General features: G+C 59.0%; 20 protein-coding genes. 2 read left to right on the top strand and 18 right to left on the bottom strand.

Translation table 11 applies throughout. The annotated features are described in order from the left end of the window. Positions 1-6: 6 nt before the first annotated feature. A complete protein-coding gene (gene tssK, locus Q9R35_RS10850; RefSeq protein WP_311219833.1) occupies positions 7-1,329 on the bottom strand; it encodes a type VI secretion system baseplate subunit TssK in 1,323 nt (440 codons plus the stop codon). 24 nt (positions 1,330-1,353) lie between these two features. Beyond that, complete coding sequence (gene tssJ / locus Q9R35_RS10845) at positions 1,354-1,857, bottom strand: type VI secretion system lipoprotein TssJ (protein WP_283737987.1); 504 nt, start codon at positions 1,855-1,857, stop codon at positions 1,354-1,356. Positions 1,858-2,043: 186 nt separating this feature from the next. On the opposite strand from tssJ, the gene Q9R35_RS10840 reads away from it, so the two are divergent. Then, positions 2,044-2,433, top strand: a complete 390-nt coding sequence (locus tag Q9R35_RS10840; protein WP_222654105.1) for a TssQ family T6SS-associated lipoprotein — start codon at positions 2,044-2,046, stop codon at positions 2,431-2,433. Further along, positions 2,430-3,020 carry a hypothetical protein gene (locus tag Q9R35_RS10835; RefSeq protein ID WP_311219832.1) on the top strand — a complete coding sequence of 197 codons (591 nt, stop codon included), beginning with the start codon at positions 2,430-2,432 and terminating at the stop codon, positions 3,018-3,020. Before Q9R35_RS10840 ends, Q9R35_RS10835 begins: the two co-directional genes overlap by 4 nt. A gap of 3 nt (positions 3,021-3,023) precedes the next feature. Here Q9R35_RS10835 and tssG read toward each other — a convergent pair whose 3' ends face one another. The 16 genes from tssG to Q9R35_RS10755 all read right to left on the bottom strand — a co-directional run bounded on the left by tssG (position 3,024) and on the right by Q9R35_RS10755 (position 22,616). Then, on the bottom strand, positions 3,024-4,067 hold the full coding sequence (tssG, locus tag Q9R35_RS10830; RefSeq protein WP_086061193.1) for a type VI secretion system baseplate subunit TssG: 1,044 nt from the start codon (positions 4,065-4,067) through the stop codon (positions 3,024-3,026). Next, positions 4,064-5,950: a type VI secretion system baseplate subunit TssF gene (tssF, locus tag Q9R35_RS10825; protein WP_311219831.1), complete on the bottom strand. Its 1,887-nt coding sequence runs from the start codon at positions 5,948-5,950 to the stop codon at positions 4,064-4,066. The genes tssG and tssF overlap by 4 nt, the downstream gene beginning before the upstream one ends. Then, positions 5,947-6,489 carry a type VI secretion system baseplate subunit TssE gene (gene tssE, locus Q9R35_RS10820; protein ID WP_042485785.1) on the bottom strand — a complete coding sequence of 181 codons (543 nt, stop codon included), beginning with the start codon at positions 6,487-6,489 and terminating at the stop codon, positions 5,947-5,949. Before tssE ends, tssF begins: the two co-directional genes overlap by 4 nt. Before the next feature lie 29 nt (positions 6,490-6,518). Then, a complete protein-coding gene (locus Q9R35_RS10815; protein WP_035270090.1) occupies positions 6,519-7,001 on the bottom strand; it encodes a type VI secretion system tube protein Hcp in 483 nt (160 codons plus the stop codon). Between the two features lie 50 nt (positions 7,002-7,051). Beyond that, positions 7,052-8,545 carry a type VI secretion system contractile sheath large subunit gene (gene tssC / locus Q9R35_RS10810; RefSeq protein ID WP_009455530.1) on the bottom strand — a complete coding sequence of 498 codons (1,494 nt, stop codon included), beginning with the start codon at positions 8,543-8,545 and terminating at the stop codon, positions 7,052-7,054. A 12-nt stretch (positions 8,546-8,557) separates the two neighbouring features. Next, a complete protein-coding gene (tssB, locus tag Q9R35_RS10805) occupies positions 8,558-9,115 on the bottom strand; it encodes a type VI secretion system contractile sheath small subunit (protein ID WP_172805360.1) in 558 nt (185 codons plus the stop codon). A gap of 27 nt (positions 9,116-9,142) precedes the next feature. Next, on the bottom strand, positions 9,143-10,213 hold the full coding sequence (tssA, locus tag Q9R35_RS10800) for a type VI secretion system protein TssA (protein ID WP_311219830.1): 1,071 nt from the start codon (positions 10,211-10,213) through the stop codon (positions 9,143-9,145). A 185-nt stretch (positions 10,214-10,398) separates the two neighbouring features. Beyond that, complete coding sequence (locus tag Q9R35_RS10795; RefSeq protein WP_311219829.1) at positions 10,399-10,851, bottom strand: hypothetical protein; 453 nt, start codon at positions 10,849-10,851, stop codon at positions 10,399-10,401. After that, positions 10,848-11,657, bottom strand: a complete 810-nt coding sequence (locus tag Q9R35_RS10790; protein WP_045929476.1) for a DUF4150 domain-containing protein — start codon at positions 11,655-11,657, stop codon at positions 10,848-10,850. Before Q9R35_RS10790 ends, Q9R35_RS10795 begins: the two co-directional genes overlap by 4 nt. Positions 11,658-11,666: 9 nt before the next feature. Beyond that, the gene (locus Q9R35_RS10785; RefSeq protein WP_311219828.1) at positions 11,667-12,728 is read right to left on the bottom strand and encodes a pentapeptide repeat-containing protein; all 1,062 of its coding nucleotides are present in this window, start codon (positions 12,726-12,728) and stop codon (positions 11,667-11,669) included. Continuing rightward, positions 12,728-15,250 carry a DUF2169 domain-containing protein gene (locus tag Q9R35_RS10780; RefSeq protein ID WP_311219827.1) on the bottom strand — a complete coding sequence of 841 codons (2,523 nt, stop codon included), beginning with the start codon at positions 15,248-15,250 and terminating at the stop codon, positions 12,728-12,730. Before Q9R35_RS10780 ends, Q9R35_RS10785 begins: the two co-directional genes overlap by 1 nt. Positions 15,251-15,369: 119 nt before the next feature. Beyond that, on the bottom strand, positions 15,370-15,858 hold the full coding sequence (locus tag Q9R35_RS10775; RefSeq protein ID WP_125301953.1) for a hypothetical protein: 489 nt from the start codon (positions 15,856-15,858) through the stop codon (positions 15,370-15,372). A 14-nt stretch (positions 15,859-15,872) separates the two neighbouring features. After that, a complete protein-coding gene (locus tag Q9R35_RS10770) occupies positions 15,873-18,224 on the bottom strand; it encodes a type VI secretion system Vgr family protein (protein WP_042485763.1) in 2,352 nt (783 codons plus the stop codon). 2 nt (positions 18,225-18,226) lie between these two features. Next, a complete protein-coding gene (locus tag Q9R35_RS10765) occupies positions 18,227-18,823 on the bottom strand; it encodes a DUF3540 domain-containing protein (protein WP_042485759.1) in 597 nt (198 codons plus the stop codon). 225 nt (positions 18,824-19,048) lie between these two features. Continuing rightward, positions 19,049-20,242 carry an acetyl-CoA C-acyltransferase gene (locus Q9R35_RS10760; protein ID WP_311219826.1) on the bottom strand — a complete coding sequence of 398 codons (1,194 nt, stop codon included), beginning with the start codon at positions 20,240-20,242 and terminating at the stop codon, positions 19,049-19,051. 19 nt (positions 20,243-20,261) lie between these two features. Then, positions 20,262-22,616: a 3-hydroxyacyl-CoA dehydrogenase NAD-binding domain-containing protein gene (locus Q9R35_RS10755; RefSeq protein ID WP_311219920.1), complete on the bottom strand. Its 2,355-nt coding sequence runs from the start codon at positions 22,614-22,616 to the stop codon at positions 20,262-20,264. Positions 22,617-22,786: the final 170 nt, after the last annotated feature.

Here is a 22,786-nt window from a genome sequence, read left to right as displayed (position 1 = left end):
TCCGGATCAGCGGCGTATTGCCCAAAACTCAAGTTGCAGGCCGGGGAAGTCTCCGGCCAAATGCAGGGCCAATGCGCCGTTCTGCTCCAGCTGACGCCACAGCTCGCCGCCTTTTTCCAGCTCGAAGTAGGTGAAGCCGGCGTGATACGGCAAGGCTCGTGGCGCGACAGACAAGGGCTGCAAACCGATGCCCGGCAATTGCAGATGAACCAGATCGCGGATGCGTTCTACCGGCCCCAACTTCACCTGTGCCGCAAAATGCTGCCGCACGGTTTGGGCGGGCAAATCGGCCTGTACGGCCAGCACAAACCCCGCCTGACGCAAGAGTGCGCGGTCCGCAATCTGGGCCAGCCGTACACCCTGCCCCTTGTCCTCCAGAGCAATCGACACGGCCTGCTGTTCCAGGACCACAGACAAGGCGCGGCGCAACTCCAGCACCAGCGGCAAAAAGGACTGGGCCAGATCGTCATGCTGATAGGAGGGCCAGACAAGCGGCTGACGTCCGTCCTGGGTGTAGGTGGCCAAGGCGCCATACAGCTCCATCCAGGTCTGATACAGCTCGCCAGGATGCACGTGTACGCGCTGCTCCATGGCCCACAAGGCAGCCCGGTAGCGATTGACCAGCTCCAGCATCATCAAGTCGGCCACATCGCCCTGCCCGCGCCCTCCCGGCCCCAGGCGTTCTGCCAAAGCTTGTGCACGGGCCTGCAATAAAGCCTGCACATCCGCGCTTAAAACACTGAGGCGTGCATGAGCCTGAATGGACAGGATGGGGGGAATGAAATCCGGGTCCAACACCAGCGAGCGGTCAGGCCTGCGCTCCAGAATGCGAGCCACGGGCATGGCAATGCTGTCTTCATACACCTCGGATTCGGGCAGCAAAACTGGCTGCAAACGCCCTAGTTGCGACAGGCAAGGTTCAGGCGACAAACCACTGCTGTCATACAAATCCTGTTCGCTGACCACATAGCGCGAACGACGCGAGCTGTGCCCCTCAAACTGAATCTCTGCCCGACCAGCCTGACGACGGGGCAGCACCAGCATCAGGCGCTCGGGACGCACCACTTCGGGGGCTGTCCAGGACACAACCTGCATCGCACCCGGCCGACAATCAAAGGGCGTGCCATCCGGCAGCAGGCCACACGCTTCGCGCAAGGCGACACTGCCCATGCTCAGGGCCTGCTCGTCCAGACTCAAGGTTTCAAAGCCCCAGCAAAATGGCTGCGCAGCCCGCCGTCCGGCGTGGGCATAGTGCTCCAGATAGCGCTCCATCTGCTGAAAATGCTGGGGTCGTAAAAACAGCCCTTCGGTCCAAATGACTTTATCCATTGAGATAATCCGTTCTACGCCCTGTCAATCAACAACATGAATGGCGTTTTTGCGTAATTGCAGGCTGACCTGGACGGCATCCGGGGCCGACTGCCAGAACTTGTAGATATTGGTGGTGCGCGACTCGGGCAGCGGCAACAGAACGCGCCACACGCTGGCATCCAGCTCGCGATATCCCACAACCACGCCCACAGCGGTGGCCTGCAGATCGCCTGGCCGCCTGAAGGTATGGGCTTGACCAGGGCGTAGCACGATCTGCTCCACATTGAGCAGATCCGCCTGCAAGGCTTGTTGCGGGTCGGACTGCAGGGCAAAGAAGTCCCTGGATTCAAAGGTGCTGCCCGAGCGCAGCTCGAACACAAACACCTGTACCGGGGAAGGCCGACCCGTGGCATCCGGGTTGAGCTGTTCATCCGCAGTCAGAACAATCTCGTAGGGCACGGCCATGCGACTGGAGGTGGACGCGCATGAGGCCAGCAAACCCAGCATCAGCAGCGAACACACACGAAGCAATCGGCAAGCGGTCACGATGTCTCCTTGAATGGCAATGCGCCCCATCTAAAAGCATGAATGCGACAACTTTGTTAAGGACACGGGGTGTTTCGGTGCTTACCCTTGCGCAACAACTCTTACAAAACCCTCCGCGTCATGTCATGTGGCTGTCTTTTTCCTTTCCTAGTCTTGAGGGCAAGTACAACTTTTCTTTTTCCTGCCATGTATTTACCTGCCCGCCTGATCATTCCGGCCCTGGCCGTTTTACTGACAGCCTGCGCCCAAACCCAGAACAAGCCGGTGGCTGTTTTCAGCCCGGCTGCCGAAGCTGAACTGGAGCAAATACGCTCTGCCTTCAATGAAGGCGACTACAGCACCGTGATCCGGCAAGTGGGCCGCTCCAGCACCCTGCCCGCTGCCGCGCCCAATCAATACAGCGAAGCATTGAAACTGCAGGCCTTCAGCTTTTGCGTGCGCGAATACACCTTCTTGTGTGAGGAGCGTTTCAAGCAGGCACTGGCCGTAGACCCTGGCTTTGCCCTGGCCCAGGCCGAGCGCGGTCACCCCACCTGGGGGCCGGTTTATGAAAAAGTGACAGGAGCACAGCCATGAGCACCGCTGTAGATTGGCGCTTGCAAGCAGAGTCCGGCGGAGCCCCGCGCCCTGTGCCTGAACCCGGTCTGGTCTGCGGTTCCTGGACTCAGGCTGATCTGGTTTTGCCAGATAACAATCAGACGCCGCCCGTGCTGTCTTACCTGCGTCGTCAGCAAGATGTGCTGACAATTCAACGAGCTAGCGCAGACGGTCAAGTTGCCGTGAATGGCATCGAGTTGGCACTGGCACAGGTCAAGACTTTGCAGAACGGAGATCGTCTGACTCTGGGGGAAATGCACTACCGGGTGGAATCGGGAGTCAGCCCTGTCACACAGGATGAAACGCCTTTGGCAACTGCGCCGGCGGCCGATCCTTTTGCAGATCTGCATGTTCCCGGCATGCTCCCAGTGGGTGGTCCCGTGCCTGCTCCTTCGGACAAGCATCCCTTTGATACAGCAGCTAAACCAGCCAGCTCGTCCAGCACCGACAGCACCATTCCGGCAGCCAGCTGGCAGCCCGAATTGGGGCGCGCACCGGAGTGGGTCAGCACCTTGTCCGATAAGGAAAACGAGTTCGATCTTTTACAGGGAGTGCGGCAGGCCTAGGCCTTAGCTGCGCGGATCTTGCCAATCTGGGCGGCTGTCCAGAAACAGGCACAGATCCGCTCTGTCCTGCGTGCCGGGCTGGCCCAGCCAGGTTTCCTGACCCAAACCCAAGCCTGTCCCCAAGCCCAGATCAGGCTGCTCGTTGGCTTGCAGCACCAGTTGCAACTGAACCGACCACTCCAGCCCCAGATACAGCGCCAGGCAATAGCGCAATTGCCGCCAGGCCGGACGACCCGGCAAGAAGCGCCCATAGTCCTGCCGACTCAAGGGGCCAATCCGTATCCGTATGGTTTGCTGCACGTCCAGAATACGTGCACCCAGCACGGTGTTTTTCCCAAGCCCCGAACAGCTGCGGCCCAGACAGACCTGGGTTTGATCATCCAGCGGCACCCACACTGGCACGTTCTGCTGAATATTCACGGGCAATTGAAAATAGCTGGCCAGAAGCGCTTGCAAGGCCGGTGCACTGCGGGTTTGAGACGCCAGCGCCGGTGCCTGGAAATGCACGGCATGGTCGCTCATGGGAGCCGATTCGCTCTGTCTCCCTACGCCAGCCAGGCTGGCCAGCCAGCGCGTAAAACCGTCCTGATCATGCTCCAGATCACAGACCGCCTGCGCTTGTGCCCAGGCTCTGAAAAACAACAAAAACAGACGGTGATGAAACTGGTCCAGAAAGGCTACGCCAGCACGGTCTCCAAAGTTGCGGCTACGCTGGAAAAAGTACTCCGTCATGTGCAGTGGCAAAGGGCCATTGGGCCCCCACAAGCCAAAGCCCTGCACATCCAGATGCAGCTGCTCATCCTCCCAACGAGCGGTTTGCACGCTGGAGGCGGCAAAAGCCAGACTAGGCGGCTGGCCTACCCGCACTTCTTCCTGACGAGGCGTAGGCGCGGTTCCCAAACGGGGCTGGCCTTGGGCGGCCTGCAAGGCATCAATGGCCCGCAAGACCCGAAACAGATCATGGCCAAAAGGCCATTGCTGAATAATCCGGCCCAGTTCTTCCAAAGAAGCTTGTGGCTTTAACTGCTCCTGCTCGGCCCGGTTCACAGCACTGCCCGCGTACCTGCTTGCGGTCCCCAGGCACCTAGCTCCACCCCTGTCTCGGAAAGAAACTGAGTAGACACAAAACTGTTCAGGCTGACATGGCGAGCCAGATAACGACTGAGCACGGCAGCCAGCACAAAAGGGCGACCGCCGGGGAAACCGCTTTGGTCCAGCGTGACCTCAAAATGCACGCCACGCGCCATCACCAAGGGGCCTGGCCCCGGCATGGCCCGCTGCACAGGCCGCGCCTGCACGGACACAATGGACGCCAATTGACGCAAGGCACCGGCATCAGAGCTGTCCACATGCGGAGCCAACAAGGTACGCCAGCGACCGGCGGCCTGCGTAGGGTCTGACTGGGCCACCCCCAGTTGGGCCAGGCTCATCTGCGAGATCAAATCCCAGGCCTGACGACCACCTGTTGATGCCGCTCGCGGACGGGTCAAAGCCCCCAATAAACTGACGCCGGCTACAGGCGCCGAGACTTGCAGGCTGAAGTCAGACTCGGGCGAGCGCGGCAGCAGCAAGGGCAAATCCCGGTTGCTGCACCAGGCGGTGACACTAATCTGATTCATGCCGAAAAACTCGGACTGCTCATGCTGATTCACCAACGATAAATACACTTCGCTACCGCCGTAACTGCTGCGGCCACCCCAGCGCTTCTGAGTGTCAGATACCACGCGTGGTTCGCGGCGCAAGGTGTAGTAACTGCCATAGCGCCCTGCATCCTGGGCCGTGCTGGCATACAAGGGACGAAACAGCACATCATCGGAGCCCTGCCGGCTGTGCCCTTGCACCTGCTCCATCAAGCAGACTTCGAAATCCATGGGGCGCGTTCGGTCCATGACCACATGATGATCTGTTGCCTGTGGGCGCAAGGCCATACGTTCACTGCGACGACGAAACAGATTCACGACAGGCGTGCAATACAAACGCACATGGCCGGGGCCTACGCGTGCCGCCAGATCCGGCCAAACCTGTTTAAGCACAATGTGCAGGCTCCAGCGGCGGCTTTTCCGCTCCTGCGCGCGCCCTCTGGCAATAGCGGCTTGCAAACCACGCAGTCGCACAAAGGCAAAGCGACCCGGCAAGGCGAAATATTCCCGCAGTAATCGATGACCGGAGAACTCGTGGGACACCATGGGCAAGATGGCTTGATCATCTTCCAGGCCATCGTGCGTCAGACAATCAGACGTGGCCAGAAACTGTGGGGCTTCATCTTCCATTTGGATGAACACCCCCAGCGCTTGCCGCAACAAGGCATCCAGCAACAAGCTGCTGTCAGATTCCGGGCCGTCCAGATGCAGGCTAAGCTCATCCAGTGCCAGTTCCTCCAACGTCAAACCGCCCTGTACCGTGAAGTCCAGTCTCAAAGCCGAACGGGCTTGTGCGGCCTGTCGGTTGCCCAATGCTGCCAAGGGCAGATCAGCCGCCACATCCCCCAAACGGACTTGCGACAAGCTCATAGGCCACAAATCCACCGCATGGCAGGTAGAAAATTCGCAGGCAGTTTGTTCACCCGCCGGAATACGGGAGCGCAAGGCTGTATGGCGCGGGAGGGTAAAGCCTTTGGTCAGAGCGCCTTCGCTCATGCTGGGCCGAAACTGCACCAGCCCCATGCTGGGGGTGGGCATCAACCAGGAAGGTTGAATCACATCCAGCAATTGCTGGCTGAGCCGGGGAAATTCCGCGTCCATCTTCATCTGAATACGAGCCGTCAGAAAGCTGAAGCCTTCCAGCAAACGCTCGACATACGGGTCAGCCACCGCCGTATCGTGCACGCCCAGACGGGCTGCCACTTTGGGGTAGGCTTGCGCGAATTCGGCACCCAGCTCGCGCAGGTAAGCCAGTTCGCGGTTGTAGTAATGCAGCAGCTCCGGATTCATCCCGACGCGTAACTCTCTTCAAGGTCCAGTTGCCCGCTTTCCAGATCAATACTGGTACGTAGCAAGAATTCCTGCGGATACGGCTCGCACCAGACATGGCCCTGAATGCGCAGGCTCAAGACGTTATGCAAATCGCGCTGAGCGCTGTGATCCAGACAATGCACCTGCAAGGTATCGGGCAGGATGCGCGGCTCGAAATACAAGATCGCGGTACGTAGTGCTTCTTCCACATCCAGCCATTCCACTTCGCTCATGGTCTTGCCCGCCAGCGGGCTCATGCCATAGTTCAGGCAGGAGCGACGCACATGGGCCAAGGCCTGCATCAAGGGGGTGGCCCCCTGATTGGGCGTGTTGAGCAAATGGCCCAGATCGCGCAGTACCGCCTGACGCATCTGGTACTGACTCATAGGCTGGGGTGGTTCCCAGGTCTGATCGGGCCGCTCGTCGGTCAACCTGTCCAGCAGACAAGGTTGCAAGCGATCCGCCTGACCGCGCATCAGCGCGGCCCCGCGGCGTCCCGGTAAGCGAAAGCGGTCCATAGCGGCCCTGCCTGAAAACCCAAGTCCGATCAGGCTTCTTTGTTTTGCTTGATATCCCAGGCCACCAGCGTTTCAGCACCTTTGCTGCCACGGTCGGACTGTTCCCAGTACTGCTGTTTGACGCGTGCGGCCTGGAAGGAGTAATTGACCATTACGCTTTCCACATCGCGCTCGGCATTGAGCTGAACCGAAGTCACCAACACTTCTTCCAGGGTAATTTTGGAGTATTCCACCTGCTCGCCACCGGCCTTGCACACCGACAGTTCCACCTTGCCCAGGTGCTTGCCGCTGGCGCAATGCTTCATCACCGCAGGGGCGGCCTTGTCGATCCGAGCGACCACATGCAGGTCGTTGAAATTGGCCTTGCCCTGGCCACCACCGCCGCCCGAGCTCATGCTGCCAGGTTGCGAAGCGCCCCATGAAAAGGACTGGATATCGGTCCAATCCTTGTGGTTGGAATCTTTGGACTCGCCATTGGCGCCTTCAATCTTCATGAACATATCAACAGACACGCTTTTCTCCTTGGAGGTCGAATAAGGCCATCAAAAGGCCAGGGTGGAAATCAGTTCTGCTCGCCTTTCAGTGACGGCAAGCGGGACACCAGGCGCAGAGAAACCGTCAGGCCTTCCAGCTGGTAATGCGGGCGCAAGAAGAACTTGGCGGCGTAATAACCGGGGTTGTCCGGCACTTCCTGTACCGAGACTTCGGCGGCGGCCAGCGGCTTGCGCGCCTTGGTTTCCTGCGAGGAATTGGTCGGGTCGCCGTCCACGTAATTCATGATCCAGCTGTTCAGCCAACGCTCCATATCGTCGCGTTCGCGAAAGGAGCCGATCTTGTCGCGCACAATGCATTTCAGGTAATGCGCAAAACGGCAGCAGGCAAACAGATAGGGCAGACGCGCGGCCAGACGGGCATTGGCGGTAGCGTCTGCGTCGTAATACTCCTGGGGCTTCTGCAAGGACTGAGCACCGATAAAGGCCGCAAAATCCGAGTTCTTGCGGTGGACCAAAGGCATGAATCCGTTCTTGGCCAGCTCGGCCTCGCGGCGGTCACTGATGGCGATTTCCGTGGGACATTTGATGTCCACACCGCCATCGTCCGTGGGGAAAGTATGGCAAGGCAGGTTCTCAACCGCACCGCCCGACTCCACACCACGGATCGCCGTGCACCAGCCAAAATGCTTGAAGGATCGGTTGATGTTGACCGCCATGGCATAGGCCGAGTTGGCCCAGGTGTAGCGGTCGTGGCTGGCTCCGTCGGTGTCTTCCTCGAAGTCGAACTCATCAACGGGGTTGGTACGTGCGCCGTAGGGCAAACGTGCCAGAAAACGCGGCATGGCCAGGCCCAGATAGCGGGCATCATCCGACTCGCGCAGGCTTTGCCAGGCGGCGTACTCGGTATTGGAGAAAATCTTGGTCAGATCACGCGGATTGGCCAGCTCCTGCCAGGATTCCATCTGCATCACGGACGGCGCTGCACCCGCGATAAAGGGGCTATGCGCAGCGGCGCCGATACGAGCCAGCTCACCCAGCATTTCCACATCCGGTGGGCTGTGGTCGAAGTGGTAATCCCCCACCAGGCAACCAAAAGGCTCGCCACCAAACTGGCCGTATTCCTGTTCGTAGACTTTCTTGAACAAGGGGCTTTGATCCCAGGCCACGCCTTTGTAGCGCTTCAGGTTACGTGCCAGTTCTTTCTTGGTGGCAGGCATCACGCGGATACGCAGCAGCTCATCGGTTTCGGTATTGCTGACCAGATGGTGCAAGCCGCGCCATGCCCCTTCCAGGCGCTGAAATTCGGGATGATGCAGAATGTGATTGATCTGCTCAGTCATCTTCTGATCGATCTGGGCGATCACCGCCTGAATGGTTTGGTAGGCGTCGTCACTCAAGGTCACGGACTGGTCCAAAGCCTGCTCGGCCAGCGTGGTGACGGCGAACTCAACCGCCTGCTGAGCCTGCTCGGTTTTGGGGCGAAACTCCTGCTGCAACAGGCTGGACAGTTCGTCCAGCTGGGCCGTGTCGCGGGTGGCGGTCAATGTCTGGGTGGAAGTCATGGGGTAGGCTCCTTATGCTTTGGGCTCGTTGTCCTGATCGGGCTGGGACTCGCCCATCGTCAGGGCCTGGGGCGGGCGGCCAGCCAAGGCACGCAAGAGTTCGGGCTGCTGGAGCAGACGGGACAGCAGTTCCTCCGCCCCGCTCTTGCCGTCCATATAGGTCAGCAAATTCGCCAGTTGAGTCCGAGCCTCCAGCAAGCGGGCCAAAGGTTCGATCTGACGGGCCAGTTCAGCCGGGGAGAAGCTGTCCATGGAGTCAAAAGACACTTCCACTCCCAGCACGCCATCGCCCTTCAGGCTGTTGGGAACCTGCATGTTCAGCTTGGGTGCGATGGACTTCATGCGGTCATCGAAGTTGTCCACGTCGATTTCCATAAACTTGCGCTCGCCCAGCTCCGGCTGGCTTTCCGTGTTGTGTCCGGCCAGATCAGCCAGCACACCCATCACGAATGGCAGTTGCACACGATGCTCGGCGCCGTACAGTTCAACGTCGTACTCAATTTGCACACGCGGAGCCCGATTGCGCCCAAGGAATTTCTGGCCGCTGCCAGAATTGGATTTCACAGACATCAGGTCTTCTCCAGTTGATTTATGGAATTAAGAAGCGGCAGAGGCCGCTTCGGATCGAGGCATGAAAACCTGGATCTGATCCCAGGCGCCGGGTGCCAGGTCACGAATCAGCTCGTGAAAACCCATGGGCACCAGTTGCTGGGCACGACGCAGCAGCAAAGGGGCGGGATGGCTGGGTTCGTGCTGCTCGAAGTACGCCACCAGCTTGTCCAGCAACAGCACCACCTCTTCGCGGGATGAAACATGCAGGTTTTGCCAACTCGCCAAGCCCATCACCGGGGCAACCTGATGAGCAGGTTGCGGCGGCACAGGAATGGTGGGGTGGTTTGCCTGCACAGGCTCGGGAGCGGAAGGAGCAGAGAGTGAGGTTGCCGCGTCCAGCACTGCGCAGGCGGCTTCCACAGTGTCCCAGGCCCCATCCAGACGCACGGACCATTCGGCATCCAGATGGTGATGCACCAAGGCCTCCAGCTCCTGGCGGAACTGGCGCAACCGGTTCAAGGCCACTGTCTGACTTTGGCCCGCCGCAAAGGCACGGCGCAGTTCTTCGACCAGTCGATCCCGACCGGGCAGGCCAGTATCTTTCTGACTGCCATCCAGCACGTGGCCGACTTCACGTAAATTCAGCTGACGATGCCCAAGGCTGACTACGGGAGCTTCACGCATCAGGCGGCCCAGACCATCAATGGCCGACAGCCCGGCCAACGCATTGACGCGCGGTAATGGGTCCAGCTCACCGTCCTCGTGCAGACGCGGGTGAGCGTGCTCCCAGCCTTGTTGCAGGGCGCTCAACAGCCAGTCGCACACCTCCACCAAGGCGGGCAATCCACCTGTCTGCAATCGCGCCTGAGCCAGCACCACCAGCAAGCGAATATCCGCCGAGCGATCCAGCAAGTCCTGCACCAGGCGGACGATGCGCGTCCAGTCCGGAACCTGAGCCGGGATAATGGTTTGGCCAAACTGCTGCTCGCCTTGCACTTGCAGAGCCTGCATCAAGGCCAGAAAGTCGGCTTCGTATTCCAGGTTCTCGCCGTAGTAGGCATTTTCGGGAGCCAAAATCCAGGCTGGCTGCCACTGCTCCTGTATTCCTTCGACCATAGCTGTCGTCTCGGATAACTGATCACGGACCCAGTCTAGGAAGCGAAGGTGACACCTTTTTGACGAAAATTTTTCCTTACTTATTTTGCAAAATGGACGTATTTACGCTCTTTTTGAAGCAAATAATGCAAAAGCGCCGCCCACAGGCAGCGCTTTTCAAAAGAAGAAAACAGATCGGTCAGAGGCTAGTCGTCCAGGCCCTGCTCCTGTCGCCAGTGCTGGTAGCGTCGCTCCAGAACCGGCCGCAAGGTTTCGTAGCTGTCCCAATCGTCAGGCACGTGATAAATGGAAGGCAGAACCTCGTCGTCCAGCGTATCCACGTAATCATCCAGATACAGCTCGTCGTAATAAAAATCGCTGAAGGCCTTGCCCAGCTCGGACATATCTTCGCTGACCAGCACATCGTCGCAACACTCTTGCAGCAATTGTGAACCTTTGAGCATGTGATCACGGCACTGGCGAACCTCGTTGGGGTAGCGATCCATGAACGCATTGGCCAGCAGACCTTTTTCCACCAGCCAGGCCAGATACATGCCTATGTGTGTACGACCGCCTTGCGGGCCCAGGTCAGAGGGGTACTCCCCGCCTACATGCCAGTCCACAGCGTCATATTTAACGGGATCAGTGTGCGTTTTCAATGTCGAACCTCCGTAGGTATGCGTATGTTCTTGGGGAGTGGCTGCTTGGGTGCATTCTTGCCAATCAACTCTGCACCCTTGTTCTCCATCGCCTTGTCCTTGGCCTTCTGGGTTGCGGAGCGGCGCGCTCCCCCGCTCTTGACTTCGACCGCCCGGATTTTGCCCGTGTTCTTGTCCTTGATCAGTATATCGATCACACGGCGGGTCAATGGGGTTTTTGCAGACACCTGCGTGCCCATGACCTCGTGGCCTTCCTGCTTCAGCTCGGCCTCAACCTCACGCTCGCGCTGTGCACCCCGACGCCGGTTGCGTTTCAGCTGTGCCCGCTTGGCTTCGCGTGCCGCTGCCTTGCGTGCCGCATCCGGCCCACTGCCCGACACACCCTTGCCGCCTTTACCGGCGCCGCCCCCGGCACCACCGCCACCTAGCAACAGCACTTTGAACTGGCTGGGCACTACCCGCATGCCCACCGTATTCACCGTGTTCTGCATGCTCAAGCTAGTCAGACGGGTCGCCGGGATTCCCTTCCACAGCACATTAGGCACACAGGTAATGGAGCGCGAACGCGACATCACGGTTTGCGAGATCAAGCCCAAAGCCACACCCGGATTGTCACCATTACTCAAGGGTATCGTTGTGAGCAAGTTATGGGCAGGCCCACCCTGCAACAGGATGTTCCAGGCATTGGGAATACCCATCAGGCCCGTCGCAAAATTCGGGTAAGGGATCGGCAACAGAGCCGGTGGTGTCTTGCAGATATCGGGAAAGGCAATGTCCATGCCGCCCCGCTGGCAATTGGCAAACATCAGGGCTCCTTATTCAAGATTCATGTGGCGCGCCGTCCAGCTTTCAGACTCGTGCAAAGCTGGGTCGTTGGGCAGGCAGCCTGCGGCCTGTTCTTGCCCGGCCTTGTCCAGCAGACAGCGATGAAACTGGGTGCGTTCAAAATGCGCGCCATCCCAACGGGCACGGCGGCAATCTGCATACGAGAAATCCGCATAACGCAGCTGGCTATACTCGAAACGGGCCTGCTCCAGCACCGCTTGCGCGAAGTAGGCTTGCTGCAAGAAGGAAGCCCGAAAATCTGCCTCGGGGGCATGGGCTTGAGCCCACAGGCTTTGGGTCAGATTCGCCTCCCGAATCTGCATCCCTTGAGCCTGCGCCTGGACAAACAAAGCCTGGCTGGCTTGCACCTTGTTAAGCACAGCCTGATTCAGGGTGGCAGACTTGAAGTTTGTGCCGCACAGACGGGCGTGGCTCAGGTCCGCCTGAGTAAAGTCGGACTCCATCAAGACACTGCCGCTGAAATCCAGCCCGGACAGGTTCATGCCATGGAAATTGCAGGCTTTGGCCGTCACTCTGTTCCAGCGGCTTCCAGCCAACACACTGCCACGCCAATCCATGTCGATGACCACCACGTCCTCCAACCGGGCCGACTGCAAGGACAAATCCCCTGCGCGGCAGCCCGTCCAAGTACAGCGCTGCAAAAGGGCTTGGTCGAAGTTTCCCGCCTGCAAAACGCATTGCGCCCAATGGGTGTCGCTCCATGCACCACCCTGCCAAATGGCTCCCTGCAAATCACAGTCTTGCCACATGACCTCACTGACCTGGACATGCTTGCAGGACAGGTCGGTAAGCACGCACTCCATGAAGACACAGCCATCCAGCACACTGGCGTCCAGTACCGCCCCGCTCAAGTCACATTGATGGAAGCGGCTACCCGCCAGATTGACGCCCAAGGCTTGCACACGCGGCAGACGGCAAGAGATGAACACCGCCCCTGAATAATCGCCCGGTGGCAAGTACAGATCTCTGAAATCCAGCCCCAGCAAAGGCTCACCTTGCCGAATACGCAAACGCAAAGCATGGGCGTCCATCAGGCTTGTCCCCCGGCCGGGTCGCGACGTGCCGTGCGCAAATACAGATTGCGGCTGCGGGTACGTGCATCCGTTTGCAAACCCATCAAGTCAGCACGGAAGAAGTTCACGGTATCCAGCATCGTGCCCTGAACATTCGCGCCCCCGGCCAGGCTATTGCTCATGTCCACCTTGTTCAAGGTGGCCAGGCTAAAGTCGGTCTCAATCAGAATGCAATCACTCAGGCGGGCCTGCGTCCACTGCGAACCCTGAAGATTGGCACCGGTTAAATCACAGCGAATCAGCTGGGCCTGTTCAAAGCAGGATTGCGACAAATCCAGCCCACGCAAATTGCTTTCTTCCAGGCGGGCACCGCGCCAATTTGACCCTGGCATGGCCAAACCGGACACCACACTTTGACGCCAGGTGCTATCACGGCAGTCGACGACACCGTCCAACAGGCCCAGCAGCCAGGACGAGTCCTCCAGGCTGGAGCCCTTCAAGGACAAACTCCGCAGATCACAATCCAGCCAGGCGCATTGCTGCAACTGGCAATCCAGATAAGACAATTCAGACAAGCGCGAGCGCATCAAATACTGCACACCCTGCAAGTGTGAGGCCTCAAAGGTGCAGCGCAGCAGGTCCACATCCAGCCACTCCTGTTCCTGCAAATGGGACTGCTGAAACAAGACATCCTGCCAACTGGACTCGCGCGGCTGCCAGCGAGCAGCCTGTACCTGGCGAAACTGTACAGATTGCAGCACAGCCGCACTGAAATCCACATCGTCCAATTGGGACTGATCGAACTGAATCTGCTCCAGTCGCGCCCGCAAAAAAGTGGCCCCAGAACAGTCTGCTCCTGCAAACGTGCCTTGGTGTAGAACCGCGTCGTTAAAATTGGTGCCGACGCAGCGCACCCCGGAAAAATCGAAGTCCTGCAAATGCAGACCGCTCAAATCCAGACCAGATAAATTGCGAGTTCCGGCCAGAATCAATTCCACGCGCCTGCGCAGCCGCTGCTGACGCAGATCGGACGCAGCAGGCGACGCAGGGGCATAGGTTTGCATCGCGCGTCTGGCCTCTTCCATGGGTTTGGACAACAAGCCCGACACAGGGGCTTGATCGCTGGCTGTGGCATCCAGCTCGCACAACATGCGCTGCGTATCACGAGCCGTCACACGAGTGCTGGCCTGATTCTGAAAGGGGGATTCACGCTGCAAATCCTGCACTTTCGCCATGCCCTCCTCCATCTGCTGGCGCGCCTCCCATTGCTGGCGATTGGCTTGGCGCACTTCCTGCACCCAATCCGTCCGGTCCACGTCCATGGGCTTGGGAGGCCCGACCTGCGCCAGGGAAAACAACTCGTTTTGCCAAGCCGGGTGTTCGTGTGCCGCGTCCTGCGCCCATCGCTCCAGGCGCATCCGCATGGTCAAGGACAAGGGGTCGTCTGAACTAGTCTGAAAATTATCCAAAGGCGCACAGCAGTCAGCGGGTAGCAAATCCTGGTCGCGCAAGGCAAATAACCCGGCCTGATCGCCTTCGCTACGCAAGCGCAGCACTTGCTCGTAATGATCCTGACCACGCGGTTGCCCCACGGGTTCCAGGGCTGGCATTAATAAGCTCACATCTTGCGCTTGCGCGTCCTGAACCGGCACGCTTCCTTGGTAAAGCAAGAGCATGTGGCCCAAGTCAGGGAAGAACCAAACGGTGGTGTGCCGCAGCTCCAGCTTTTGCAGGCCGGGTAGACGACGATCCTGATACCAGCAGATCGCCTCCCACTGCGGCAAGCTGCCACTCCACCGTGGTCGCTGAGCGTGCAGATGGTGCAGTTCCCAAGAACTGTCTGCGGGCCAGTGACTTTGCTCACGCCACCATTGGTCCGGTTCAGCAGCATTGAAAAAATGTGGGTCCAGACTGTCCAGCATCATGCCGGGATCGCCTTGCTGCCAGGCAGGCTCATAACGGCCCGCCAAACGAAAGCGGCGTGGTCGCAAAGGCGATACAGGCCCCAAACCCGCTGGACGGCCCTGCTGACCAGAACGGTGCAAACGCCCTTCCCAAGGCTCTACCTGTGGCAAGCAAAGCGGCTCGCCAGGACTGGCTGCTTCCATTCCCATGCCGGCGGGATTATCGGGATACTCTGCCCCGCCCCAGCTACGGCTGCCATCCAAAGGCACGCGGGTAAAAGGCTCTGCCTCGCCCGGTCTGCCTTGCCGCCACTGACGTTGCCCAAATACAGCCAACTGCTTTTCTATCGGGCCAACACGCGCTTGTACAGCCAGTTGAGATACCGGCTCACCACCCGGAGCGCAGGCATGGCCAGACACCAGAAACTCTGCACAAGGTTTGGGCAAGGCCAGATCCAGCACATCATCGTCCTGCATCAGGTCGGATACGCTTTGCCACATGCGTGCATCGGTGCTCAAGACATGCGGGGCATCCATGGAGCACCAGGCCTGTACCGACACGCTTAGCGCATGTTGTCCGCGCCAGCTCCAGGGGCGCGCCAGAATACCCAAGCGCAAGGGTTTTACGATGCGCATGAAATTTGTCCTTTGGGAGAGCACGAGCAGGACTGGCTTGGAGCAAGGGTCCTGCCTGACTGCACCGGACCAGCGTGTGGGTCATCCCCGATCAACTGCAAAACCAGCGCCACCATCAATCAATCCCCATAGGAGTTGGCGGCGGGTTTCAGCTGCAAGGTCACCTGTTCGCGGTTCAGAGCGCACAGCTGAGCATTGGCCGGATCGCACAGTACGCTGACCCAATTACCCGGTTTGAATCGCTTGTTCAGTTCGGGCTGTACCAGCACATCCACATGGGTTTTCTGACCATCCACGTCCAGGCCCAGGCGCACCAGCGGATAAGCAGACTTGAAGACTTCTGGCAGCAGCTCATCCTGAGAGACGATCATTGCCTGTTGGGGAACGACTTCAGCACGATGCAGACGCTGATACAAGAGCTCTTCAGGACGGGCACGCCAGTAACGAATAAAGCCTCTGTATCCGGCCACAAAGCCACCCACTGCGATCAGCATGGGCAAGATGACCAGATAAGGCAGCCAATCTCGCCATTCCAGGGCAACACCAATCGAAATCATGATGGCCCCCATCAAGGCGCTGAAAGCCATCCACATAATCTGTCCCAACATCGTCGTGGACGTCCTTAAAAAAAGATGTGCAAGCCGGACTTGGCCAAACGCAGCGCCGAACTGCCGACGCGCACTGCCTGCTTGCCCAGGTACACCGCACTGGTCTTGATGGCGGCGTAGGCTTTCTCGTCCTTGAAGGCCGAGTGGTCCATCTTCATGACGGCAGCCTGAAAATTGACCAGATAGCCCTGTGCCCGGATACCCCAGGCATCCAGAGAGGAAATCGTGCCGTTCAGGCGAAAGCCCGTCACCTTCTCGGTATGCGGGATCCACCACTTTTCAATACCCGTGACATTCACCTTCCAACTGGGCGTGGTGATATTCACGCCTGTTGAGGCGGTGATGTCCACGGGCCCGGAAATGCTTTTGGTCAGATTGCCGGTCAGGGTGTCGGTGACATTGCCGGTAGTGGTCAGATCCACATCACCCGTAACGGTTTCTTTGACATCCCCGGTCACGGTGTAGTCCACCGCGCCAGTAATCGTGCGGGCGTAGTCACCGGTTTGGGTGGAGTCGCGGGTGCCGGTAATTAAATCCGTGACCTCGCCGGTGACGGTATGGGTGACATCACCCGTGATGGTTCGGGTCAGATCGCCCGTCAGCGTATCGGTGACATTGCCCGTCACGGTGCGCGTCACATCGCCGGTGTGGGTTCGGGTCTGCTCACCTTCTATGGTTTCAACCAGGTCCCCGATGACTGTTCGTACGACCCCGCTATTGAAGGTCTCGGTTTCCAGATCCTGCACCGTTGTCGTGCGGGTTGCCATGACGCTCAAGGTATCGTGGCCTGTGACCACAGTAGTCCGGTTACCGTCGACGGTATGGGTTTCGTCACCCTCGACTTCCGTGTCCAGATTGCGCTCGGCATGCAGCCAGATGCGCTCCTGCCCGGCTCTGTCCTCGAACATGAAGGCGTTGGCGTTGCTTGGGTCGCCGTCCTTGGAGCGACTTAAAAAGCCGCTTTGCGTGGCATTGTCCGGCAGGTTCCAGGGCGGCATATTGCTGGCGTTATACACGCGGCCAACAGCAATGGGCCGGTCTGGGTCGCCCCCCAGAAAGTCCACAATCACTTCGTCGCCCACTCGGGGCAGCTGAATGCCACCAAAGCCGCCACCTGCCCACGGGCTGGAAACGCGCAGCCAGCAGGAGCTGTTTTCATTAGCCTGCCCGTAACGATCCCACAGGAACTGAACCTTGATACGGCCATATTGATCAGTCCACAGCTGCTCGCCGCTCTTGCCCACCACCTTGGCGGTTTGCGGGCCGTAGGTACGCGGAATAGGTGTGCGTCGCAAAGGGCGATAGGGCTGGCTGGACGGGATCACCAGAAAATCAATGAAGTAATGGCTGGCCATGCCGCTCTCGCCGGTATGGCCTACATCCAGAAAGTCGTAATCGACCTGGGTCACCAGATAGTCACGGTTGTCCTCGGGGCGTGGATGATTGCGCACAGACAGCAAATAACCCGGCGCGACACCGCGTGCATTGGTCTGGGCCTGTGCCTGACTGCGTACCGCCTGCAAGGCTTCCAGCCGCAAGCGGGAGTAATGCTCGCCGTGTTGAGGCTCGGTATAACCACCGGCCCATTCGTAGACTTCCAGATCACCCAAGGCGTGTTCAGCCGGGTTGCTGCGTGTAGCGTCCAGGCTGGCTCCCGGCTTGCAATAGTCGTAGTCAGCTGTCGCATAGCGGCCCGGAGTGACTTGCTCATACGGATGCCAGGCGTGAATGTGCTCGACATCAGGATGCGCCACCCGGTCGGGGGAAACAAAGGGCAGCTCAGACAACCAGGGTGCAGCCGCGTGTTGACCGGCATCATCAGCCATCACCAGGGTATGGGCGCCATTGCGATGCTCGAACCAGTAGTAAATCCCCTCGCGCTCCATCAAGCGGCTCACGAACTGAAAGTCGCTTTCCTGATACTGGACGCAATAGGTTTGGCGCGGGTAGTCCTGCGTCAGGCGCGACTCCCAGGCAAAGGGATAACGGCCCAGCACATCCTGTAAGACCTCGGGCACGGTCTTTTCCTGAAAGATCCGGCTGTCCATGTTCTGGCTCAAGAACCAGAGCCAGGGGCGCAAGGTGGCCCTGTAGGTGTAGAAGCGGTCGCTGCGGCCGGTTTTACCCATCAGGCGAAACGCACTGATGCGGCCATCCAGAAAACGTGGCACCGCAAAAGGTGTTTTGATTTCCAGGCTCAGGGACTCGCCCAGCAAGCTGCGCAAATCCAGCAAGGGAGTATTGCAGACCACGTCCACTTGCAATTCAAAGGGCTGGGACAAGGCTTCTCGACCCTGCAGGGCCTGAAACAGCAAGACTTCCGGCCCCAACGGGCTATGCACTTGTACAAGACGTTCTGTCAGCATGCTTACCCCATATGGATTTGGTCAGCGTCGACTTTGACCAGCTCGCGAGCGGTCATCAAGGTATGGCGGGCATGCAAACGCATTTGATGCTGGGCCTGCACATCCATGCGGCCCCCACGCCAACGCTCCTCTTTTTCAGTCAGACGAAATACGTGATTGCACACTTGGGACAGGCGATCCGCCACGGTTTCCTGAACCCGCGACAAGATCCGCAATGTGCCCGCCGTCAGGCTCATTTCCCGGCCGGACTGGCGCAAATGGCCACCAGCCTGCAAAGTCAGGTCTGCCTCGGACTGGATATGCACCCCACCCTGTGCAGCCTGCACATGCAAGCCTTGCTCGGCGATCAGATGCAAAGCCCCGCCCTGGGGCCGCTCCAGCACGGCGAACACATAGGCCTGCTCACCATCGGCACCGCCTACCCAGACCTTGTCGCCCACTTGCGGCTGCACCAGGCAACTGACGGCCTGCGGCACAATCCAGCAGCGCTCGCCGCAGTCGACCTCAAGCTGTCCCGACTCCAGACGGGCCTTGACCTGTCCTTGCCAGAACAAGGGGGGAACGTGCAGGCTGGACACCATGCGCGAGGGCAATCCCATACATCCTCCGTGTGAGCTGTTCAACACAATGAAAAGGACTATGGCGCGAGCCCATGTCTACTCTATGACAACAACAAAACTTTACTTTTTTGACATTTAGCGGGTTTTAAGCAAATTTGCTTACACGTATTGCGCTATTACCCACCGATACAAGGGAGAGCCAATAAAAAAGCCGCCCGAAGGCGGCTTTGTCCAGCAACGATAGAAACAGCAGCAGATCGGAAATTATGTACGCTCGAAAATCCCGGCAGCGCCCATGCCTGTACCGATACACATGGTCAGCATGCCGTATTTCAGCTGACGACGCTGCAAGGCATGAACCACAGTGGCAGCACGCATAGCACCGGTTGCACCCAACGGGTGACCCATGGCAATAGCGCCACCCAGCGGGTTGACGAGCTCGGGGTCCAGGCCCAGATCACGAATCACCGCCAGAGATTGAGCAGCAAAAGCTTCGTTCAGCTCGATCCAGTCCATCTGATCTTGCTTCAGGCCGGCCAAGGCCAGCGCATGAGGCACGGCTTCTTTAGGACCGATACCCATGATCTGCGGAGGCACGCCACGGACCGAGAAGGTCACAAAACGGGCCAGCGGCGTCAGATTGTGCTCGCGCAACGCACGCTCGGAAACAACCAGCAAGGCACCTGCCCCGTCCGACGTCTGCGAGCTGTTGCCGGCCGTGACCGAGCCACGCGCAGCAAACACAGGACGCAGCTTGCCCAGCACTTCCAGGCTGGTATCAGGACGTGGACCTTCGTCACGATCAACCACTTGGGTTTTGACGGAAATTTCCTGAGTGCTCAGGTTCGGCTGCCGACGTGTCACCGTCACAGGCAGAACTTCGCCCGTGAACTCGCCCGATTCCCAGGCCTTGACGGCTTTCTGGTGCGAAGCCAGGGCAAACGCGTCCTGATCTTCACGGGACACTTTCCACTGACGCGCCACTTCTTCAGCGGTCAGCCCCATGCCATAGGCAATACCGTAGTTCTCGTCCGAGGCGAAAATCTCGGGGCTGAACGTGGTGTTCACGCCCATTACCGGCACCTGGCTCATGGACTCCACGCCCGACGCCACGATGATGTCTGCCTGGCCCGTACGGATACGGTCGGCAGCAATCGCAATGGCGCTCAAACCCGAGGCGCAGAAACGGTTGACGGTCATCCCGGCCACGGTGTGCGGCAGGCCTGCCAGCAAGGCAGAAATACGCGCAACGTTAAAACCTTGCGGGCCTTCAGGAAGGGCGCAACCGGCTACCACTTCTTCAATGGCGGCAGGGTCCAGTTTCGGTACATCGGCCAGCATGCCGCGAATGGCTTCCGCCAAGAGCTCGTCAGGGCGGTAGGACGAAAACACACCGCGAGGCGCTTTTCCGATGGGCGTACGCTTGGCAGCGACGATATAAGCTTGTTGTACAGTCATGTCTACTCCTTGATCCGCTCTAGTTACGCACTGGCTTGCCAGTGGTCAACATCCCAGTAATACGTTCCTGGGTCTTGGGGGAATTGAGCAGCTCCAGGAAAGCCTGCCGCTCTTGCGCCATCATCCATGCTTCATCCACCAGCGAGCCTGGATCCACATCGCCCCCGCAGATCACGGTTACGACCTTCTCGGCAATATGGAAGTCATATTCCGAGATGAAACCACCTTCTTTCATGTTCACCAGTTGCGCTTTCAGCGTGGCGATGCCATCGCGGCCGGCAACCGGGAAGCGACGTGGCAATGGAGCACGCCAACCGGCGCTGGCCAGAGCCTGTGCCTGACGAACGGCCACGTAAACCAGTTCCTGACGGTTCATGACGATGGTGTCGGACTCTTTCAGGAAGCCAAGCTGACGGGCGTCCAGAGCGGAGCGCGACACCTGAGCGCTGGCGATCGCCAGAGCAAAGCGCTTCAGGTAAGCCAGCAGCGGGGCATCAGGTGCACCCATGGCTTGCAGTTCAGCCGAGCGACGAGCCGAGTAAGCCAGACCACCTGCGCCTGGAACCAGACCCACACCCACTTCAACCAGACCAATGTAGGACTCGAAGTGAGCGACGCGGTGCGCGCAATGCACAGCCAGTTCGCAACCACCACCCAGAGCCAGACCGGCAACCGCAGCCACCACAGGTACTTGGGCGTAACGGATACGCAGAACCATGTCCTGCATGGCGCGCTCTACCGGCTCAACACCGGCCACGCCTTCTTTCTCGAACACGGGCAAAATGGCTTTCAGGTCAGCGCCTGCGGAGAATGGATCACCATCCTGGGCCACCACCAGAGCCTGATACGAGGCTTCGGCCAGTTCAATTGCCTTGAACATGCCATTGACCACACCGGGACTCAGCGTGTGCATCTTGGTCTTGAAAGACACGATCAGCACATCTTGTGGGTGCGGTGCGGGCAGCGTCCAGCAGCGTACCGATTCATCCTCGAAAACCGTAGTGGTTTCCAGAGAATCAACCTCGCCCACCAGCAACGGCGTGCCAATGTGACGCAGGTAAACAGGCAGATCGCTACGGCCTTCAAAGCGGCTTTGCGACGGATTCCAGGAACCGGCAGCGGTATGTACGCCTTGCGCTTCCCACACAGGACCACGAGTCGCCCAGTCTGGCAGCGGCTGGCTGCTTAATGTCTTGCCGTCTTGAATATCCTGGTTGATCCACTCGGCCACCTGACGCCATCCGGCAGCCTGCCAGATCTCGAACGGGCCTTGCTTGTGACCAAAACCCCATTTCAAGGCCAGGTCCAGCTGACGTGCGTTGTCGGCAATGTCTTGCAGATGAATCGCGCTGTAGTGGAAGGTGTCGCGCAGCACCGCCCACACGAATTGAGCCTGAGGCTTGTCGGACTCACGCAGCTGGCGCAGGCGCTCAGCCGGGTCACGTACGGCCAAAATGGCGGCGACATCGGGATCGATTTTCTGGTCAGCGGCCACGTAATCGCGCTGCTGAGCGTCAAAACGCTGGATTTCACGGCCCTTCTTGCGGAAGAAACCGGCGCCGGTCTTCTGACCCAATGCGCCTGCATCAATCAGGCCCTGCACTTCTGGGGGCAGGCCAAAGTGTGCTTTGAAGCTGTCATCGGGCAGTTGATCCTGCATGGTGCGGATCACGTGTGCCAACGTGTCCAGACCAACCACGTCAGCAGTACGGTAAGTACCCGATTTGGCGCGCCCCAGACGAGTGCCCGTCAATTCATCAACCTGCTCGTAAGTCAGGGAGAAACGGCGAGCCTGCTCAAACACGGACAGAATGCCAAAAACACCGATGCGGTTACCGATGAAATTGGGGGTATCTTTGGCACGAACCACGCCTTTGCCCAGCTGCGATACCAGGAAAGTTTCCAGAACATCCAGCAGCTCGGGCTGGGTGTACTTCGTGGGGATCAGCTCCACCAGGCTCATGTAGCGTGGTGGGTTGAAAAAGTGCACGCCGCAAAAACGTGGGCGCAGCGCTTCAGGCAAAACGTTTGCCAGGGAAGTGATGGACAGGCCAGACGTGTTGCTGGCGATGATGGCGTTCGGGTTCAGTGCTGGCCCGATCTTGCGGTACAGGTCCTGTTTCCAGTCCAGACGCTCGGCAATGGCTTCGATCACCAGATCGCAATCGGCCAGACGGTCCAGATTGTCGTCGTAGTTGGCGGGCTCGATCAGGTCGGCCAGGTCTGGCGTACCCAAGGGAGCAGGATTCATTTTGCGCAGATTGGCAATGGCACGGATAGCGATGCCATTTTTGGGCCCCTCGCGGGCGGGCAGATCAAACAGAACTACTGGTATGCCTGCATTCACGCAATGGGCGGCAATTTGCGCGCCCATGACGCCGGCACCGCACACGGCGACCCGACGCAAGGTACGGGCACTGCCCGTCACTGCACTGGCTGAACTAGATGTCATAGGTTTGTCTCCAGGAAACTGAAACCCCACGCAGCATAAGGTCCCAAACGGACGCTCTACGATGCGAGGCAATCGAATAATCGTACACGCAC

The sequence above is a fragment of the Alcaligenes sp. AB3 genome, from assembly GCF_031844565.1.
In the GTDB taxonomy this organism is placed as follows: domain Bacteria; phylum Pseudomonadota; class Gammaproteobacteria; order Burkholderiales; family Burkholderiaceae_B; genus Alcaligenes; species Alcaligenes faecalis.
The sequence above is the reverse complement of the archived record's forward strand: the minus strand, read 5'-3'. Positions and strand labels throughout refer to the sequence as shown.

Excerpts from the sequence above, each read along its gene's own strand:
- tssB (WP_172805360.1), bottom strand. The coding sequence starts at position 9,115 with ATGTCTGTGAAATCCAATTCTGGCAGCGGCCAGAAATTCCTTGGGCGC.
- tssK (WP_311219833.1), bottom strand. The coding sequence starts at position 1,329 with ATGGATAAAGTCATTTGGACCGAAGGGCTGTTTTTACGACCCCAGCAT.
- Q9R35_RS10765 (WP_042485759.1), bottom strand. The coding sequence starts at position 18,823 with ATGGGATTGCCCTCGCGCATGGTGTCCAGCCTGCACGTTCCCCCCTTG.
- tssA (WP_311219830.1), bottom strand. The coding sequence starts at position 10,213 with ATGGTCGAAGGAATACAGGAGCAGTGGCAGCCAGCCTGGATTTTGGCT.
- Q9R35_RS10790 (WP_045929476.1), bottom strand. The coding sequence starts at position 11,657 with ATGTTTGCCAATTGCCAGCGGGGCGGCATGGACATTGCCTTTCCCGAT.
- Q9R35_RS10770 (WP_042485763.1), bottom strand. The coding sequence starts at position 18,224 with ATGCTGACAGAACGTCTTGTACAAGTGCATAGCCCGTTGGGGCCGGAA.
- tssF (WP_311219831.1), bottom strand. The coding sequence starts at position 5,950 with ATGAATCCGGAGCTGCTGCATTACTACAACCGCGAACTGGCTTACCTG.
- Q9R35_RS10840 (WP_222654105.1), top strand. The coding sequence starts at position 2,044 with ATGTATTTACCTGCCCGCCTGATCATTCCGGCCCTGGCCGTTTTACTG.
- Q9R35_RS10835 (WP_311219832.1), top strand. The coding sequence starts at position 2,430 with ATGAGCACCGCTGTAGATTGGCGCTTGCAAGCAGAGTCCGGCGGAGCC.
- Q9R35_RS10780 (WP_311219827.1), bottom strand. The coding sequence starts at position 15,250 with ATGCGCATCGTAAAACCCTTGCGCTTGGGTATTCTGGCGCGCCCCTGG.
- Q9R35_RS10785 (WP_311219828.1), bottom strand. The coding sequence starts at position 12,728 with ATGGACGCCCATGCTTTGCGTTTGCGTATTCGGCAAGGTGAGCCTTTG.
- tssC (WP_009455530.1), bottom strand. The coding sequence starts at position 8,545 with ATGACTTCCACCCAGACATTGACCGCCACCCGCGACACGGCCCAGCTG.
- Q9R35_RS10760 (WP_311219826.1), bottom strand. The coding sequence starts at position 20,242 with ATGACTGTACAACAAGCTTATATCGTCGCTGCCAAGCGTACGCCCATC.
- Q9R35_RS10775 (WP_125301953.1), bottom strand. The coding sequence starts at position 15,858 with ATGTTGGGACAGATTATGTGGATGGCTTTCAGCGCCTTGATGGGGGCC.
- tssE (WP_042485785.1), bottom strand. The coding sequence starts at position 6,489 with ATGGACCGCTTTCGCTTACCGGGACGCCGCGGGGCCGCGCTGATGCGC.
- Q9R35_RS10755 (WP_311219920.1), bottom strand. The coding sequence starts at position 22,616 with ATGGGCGCGCAAATTGCCGCCCATTGCGTGAATGCAGGCATACCAGTA.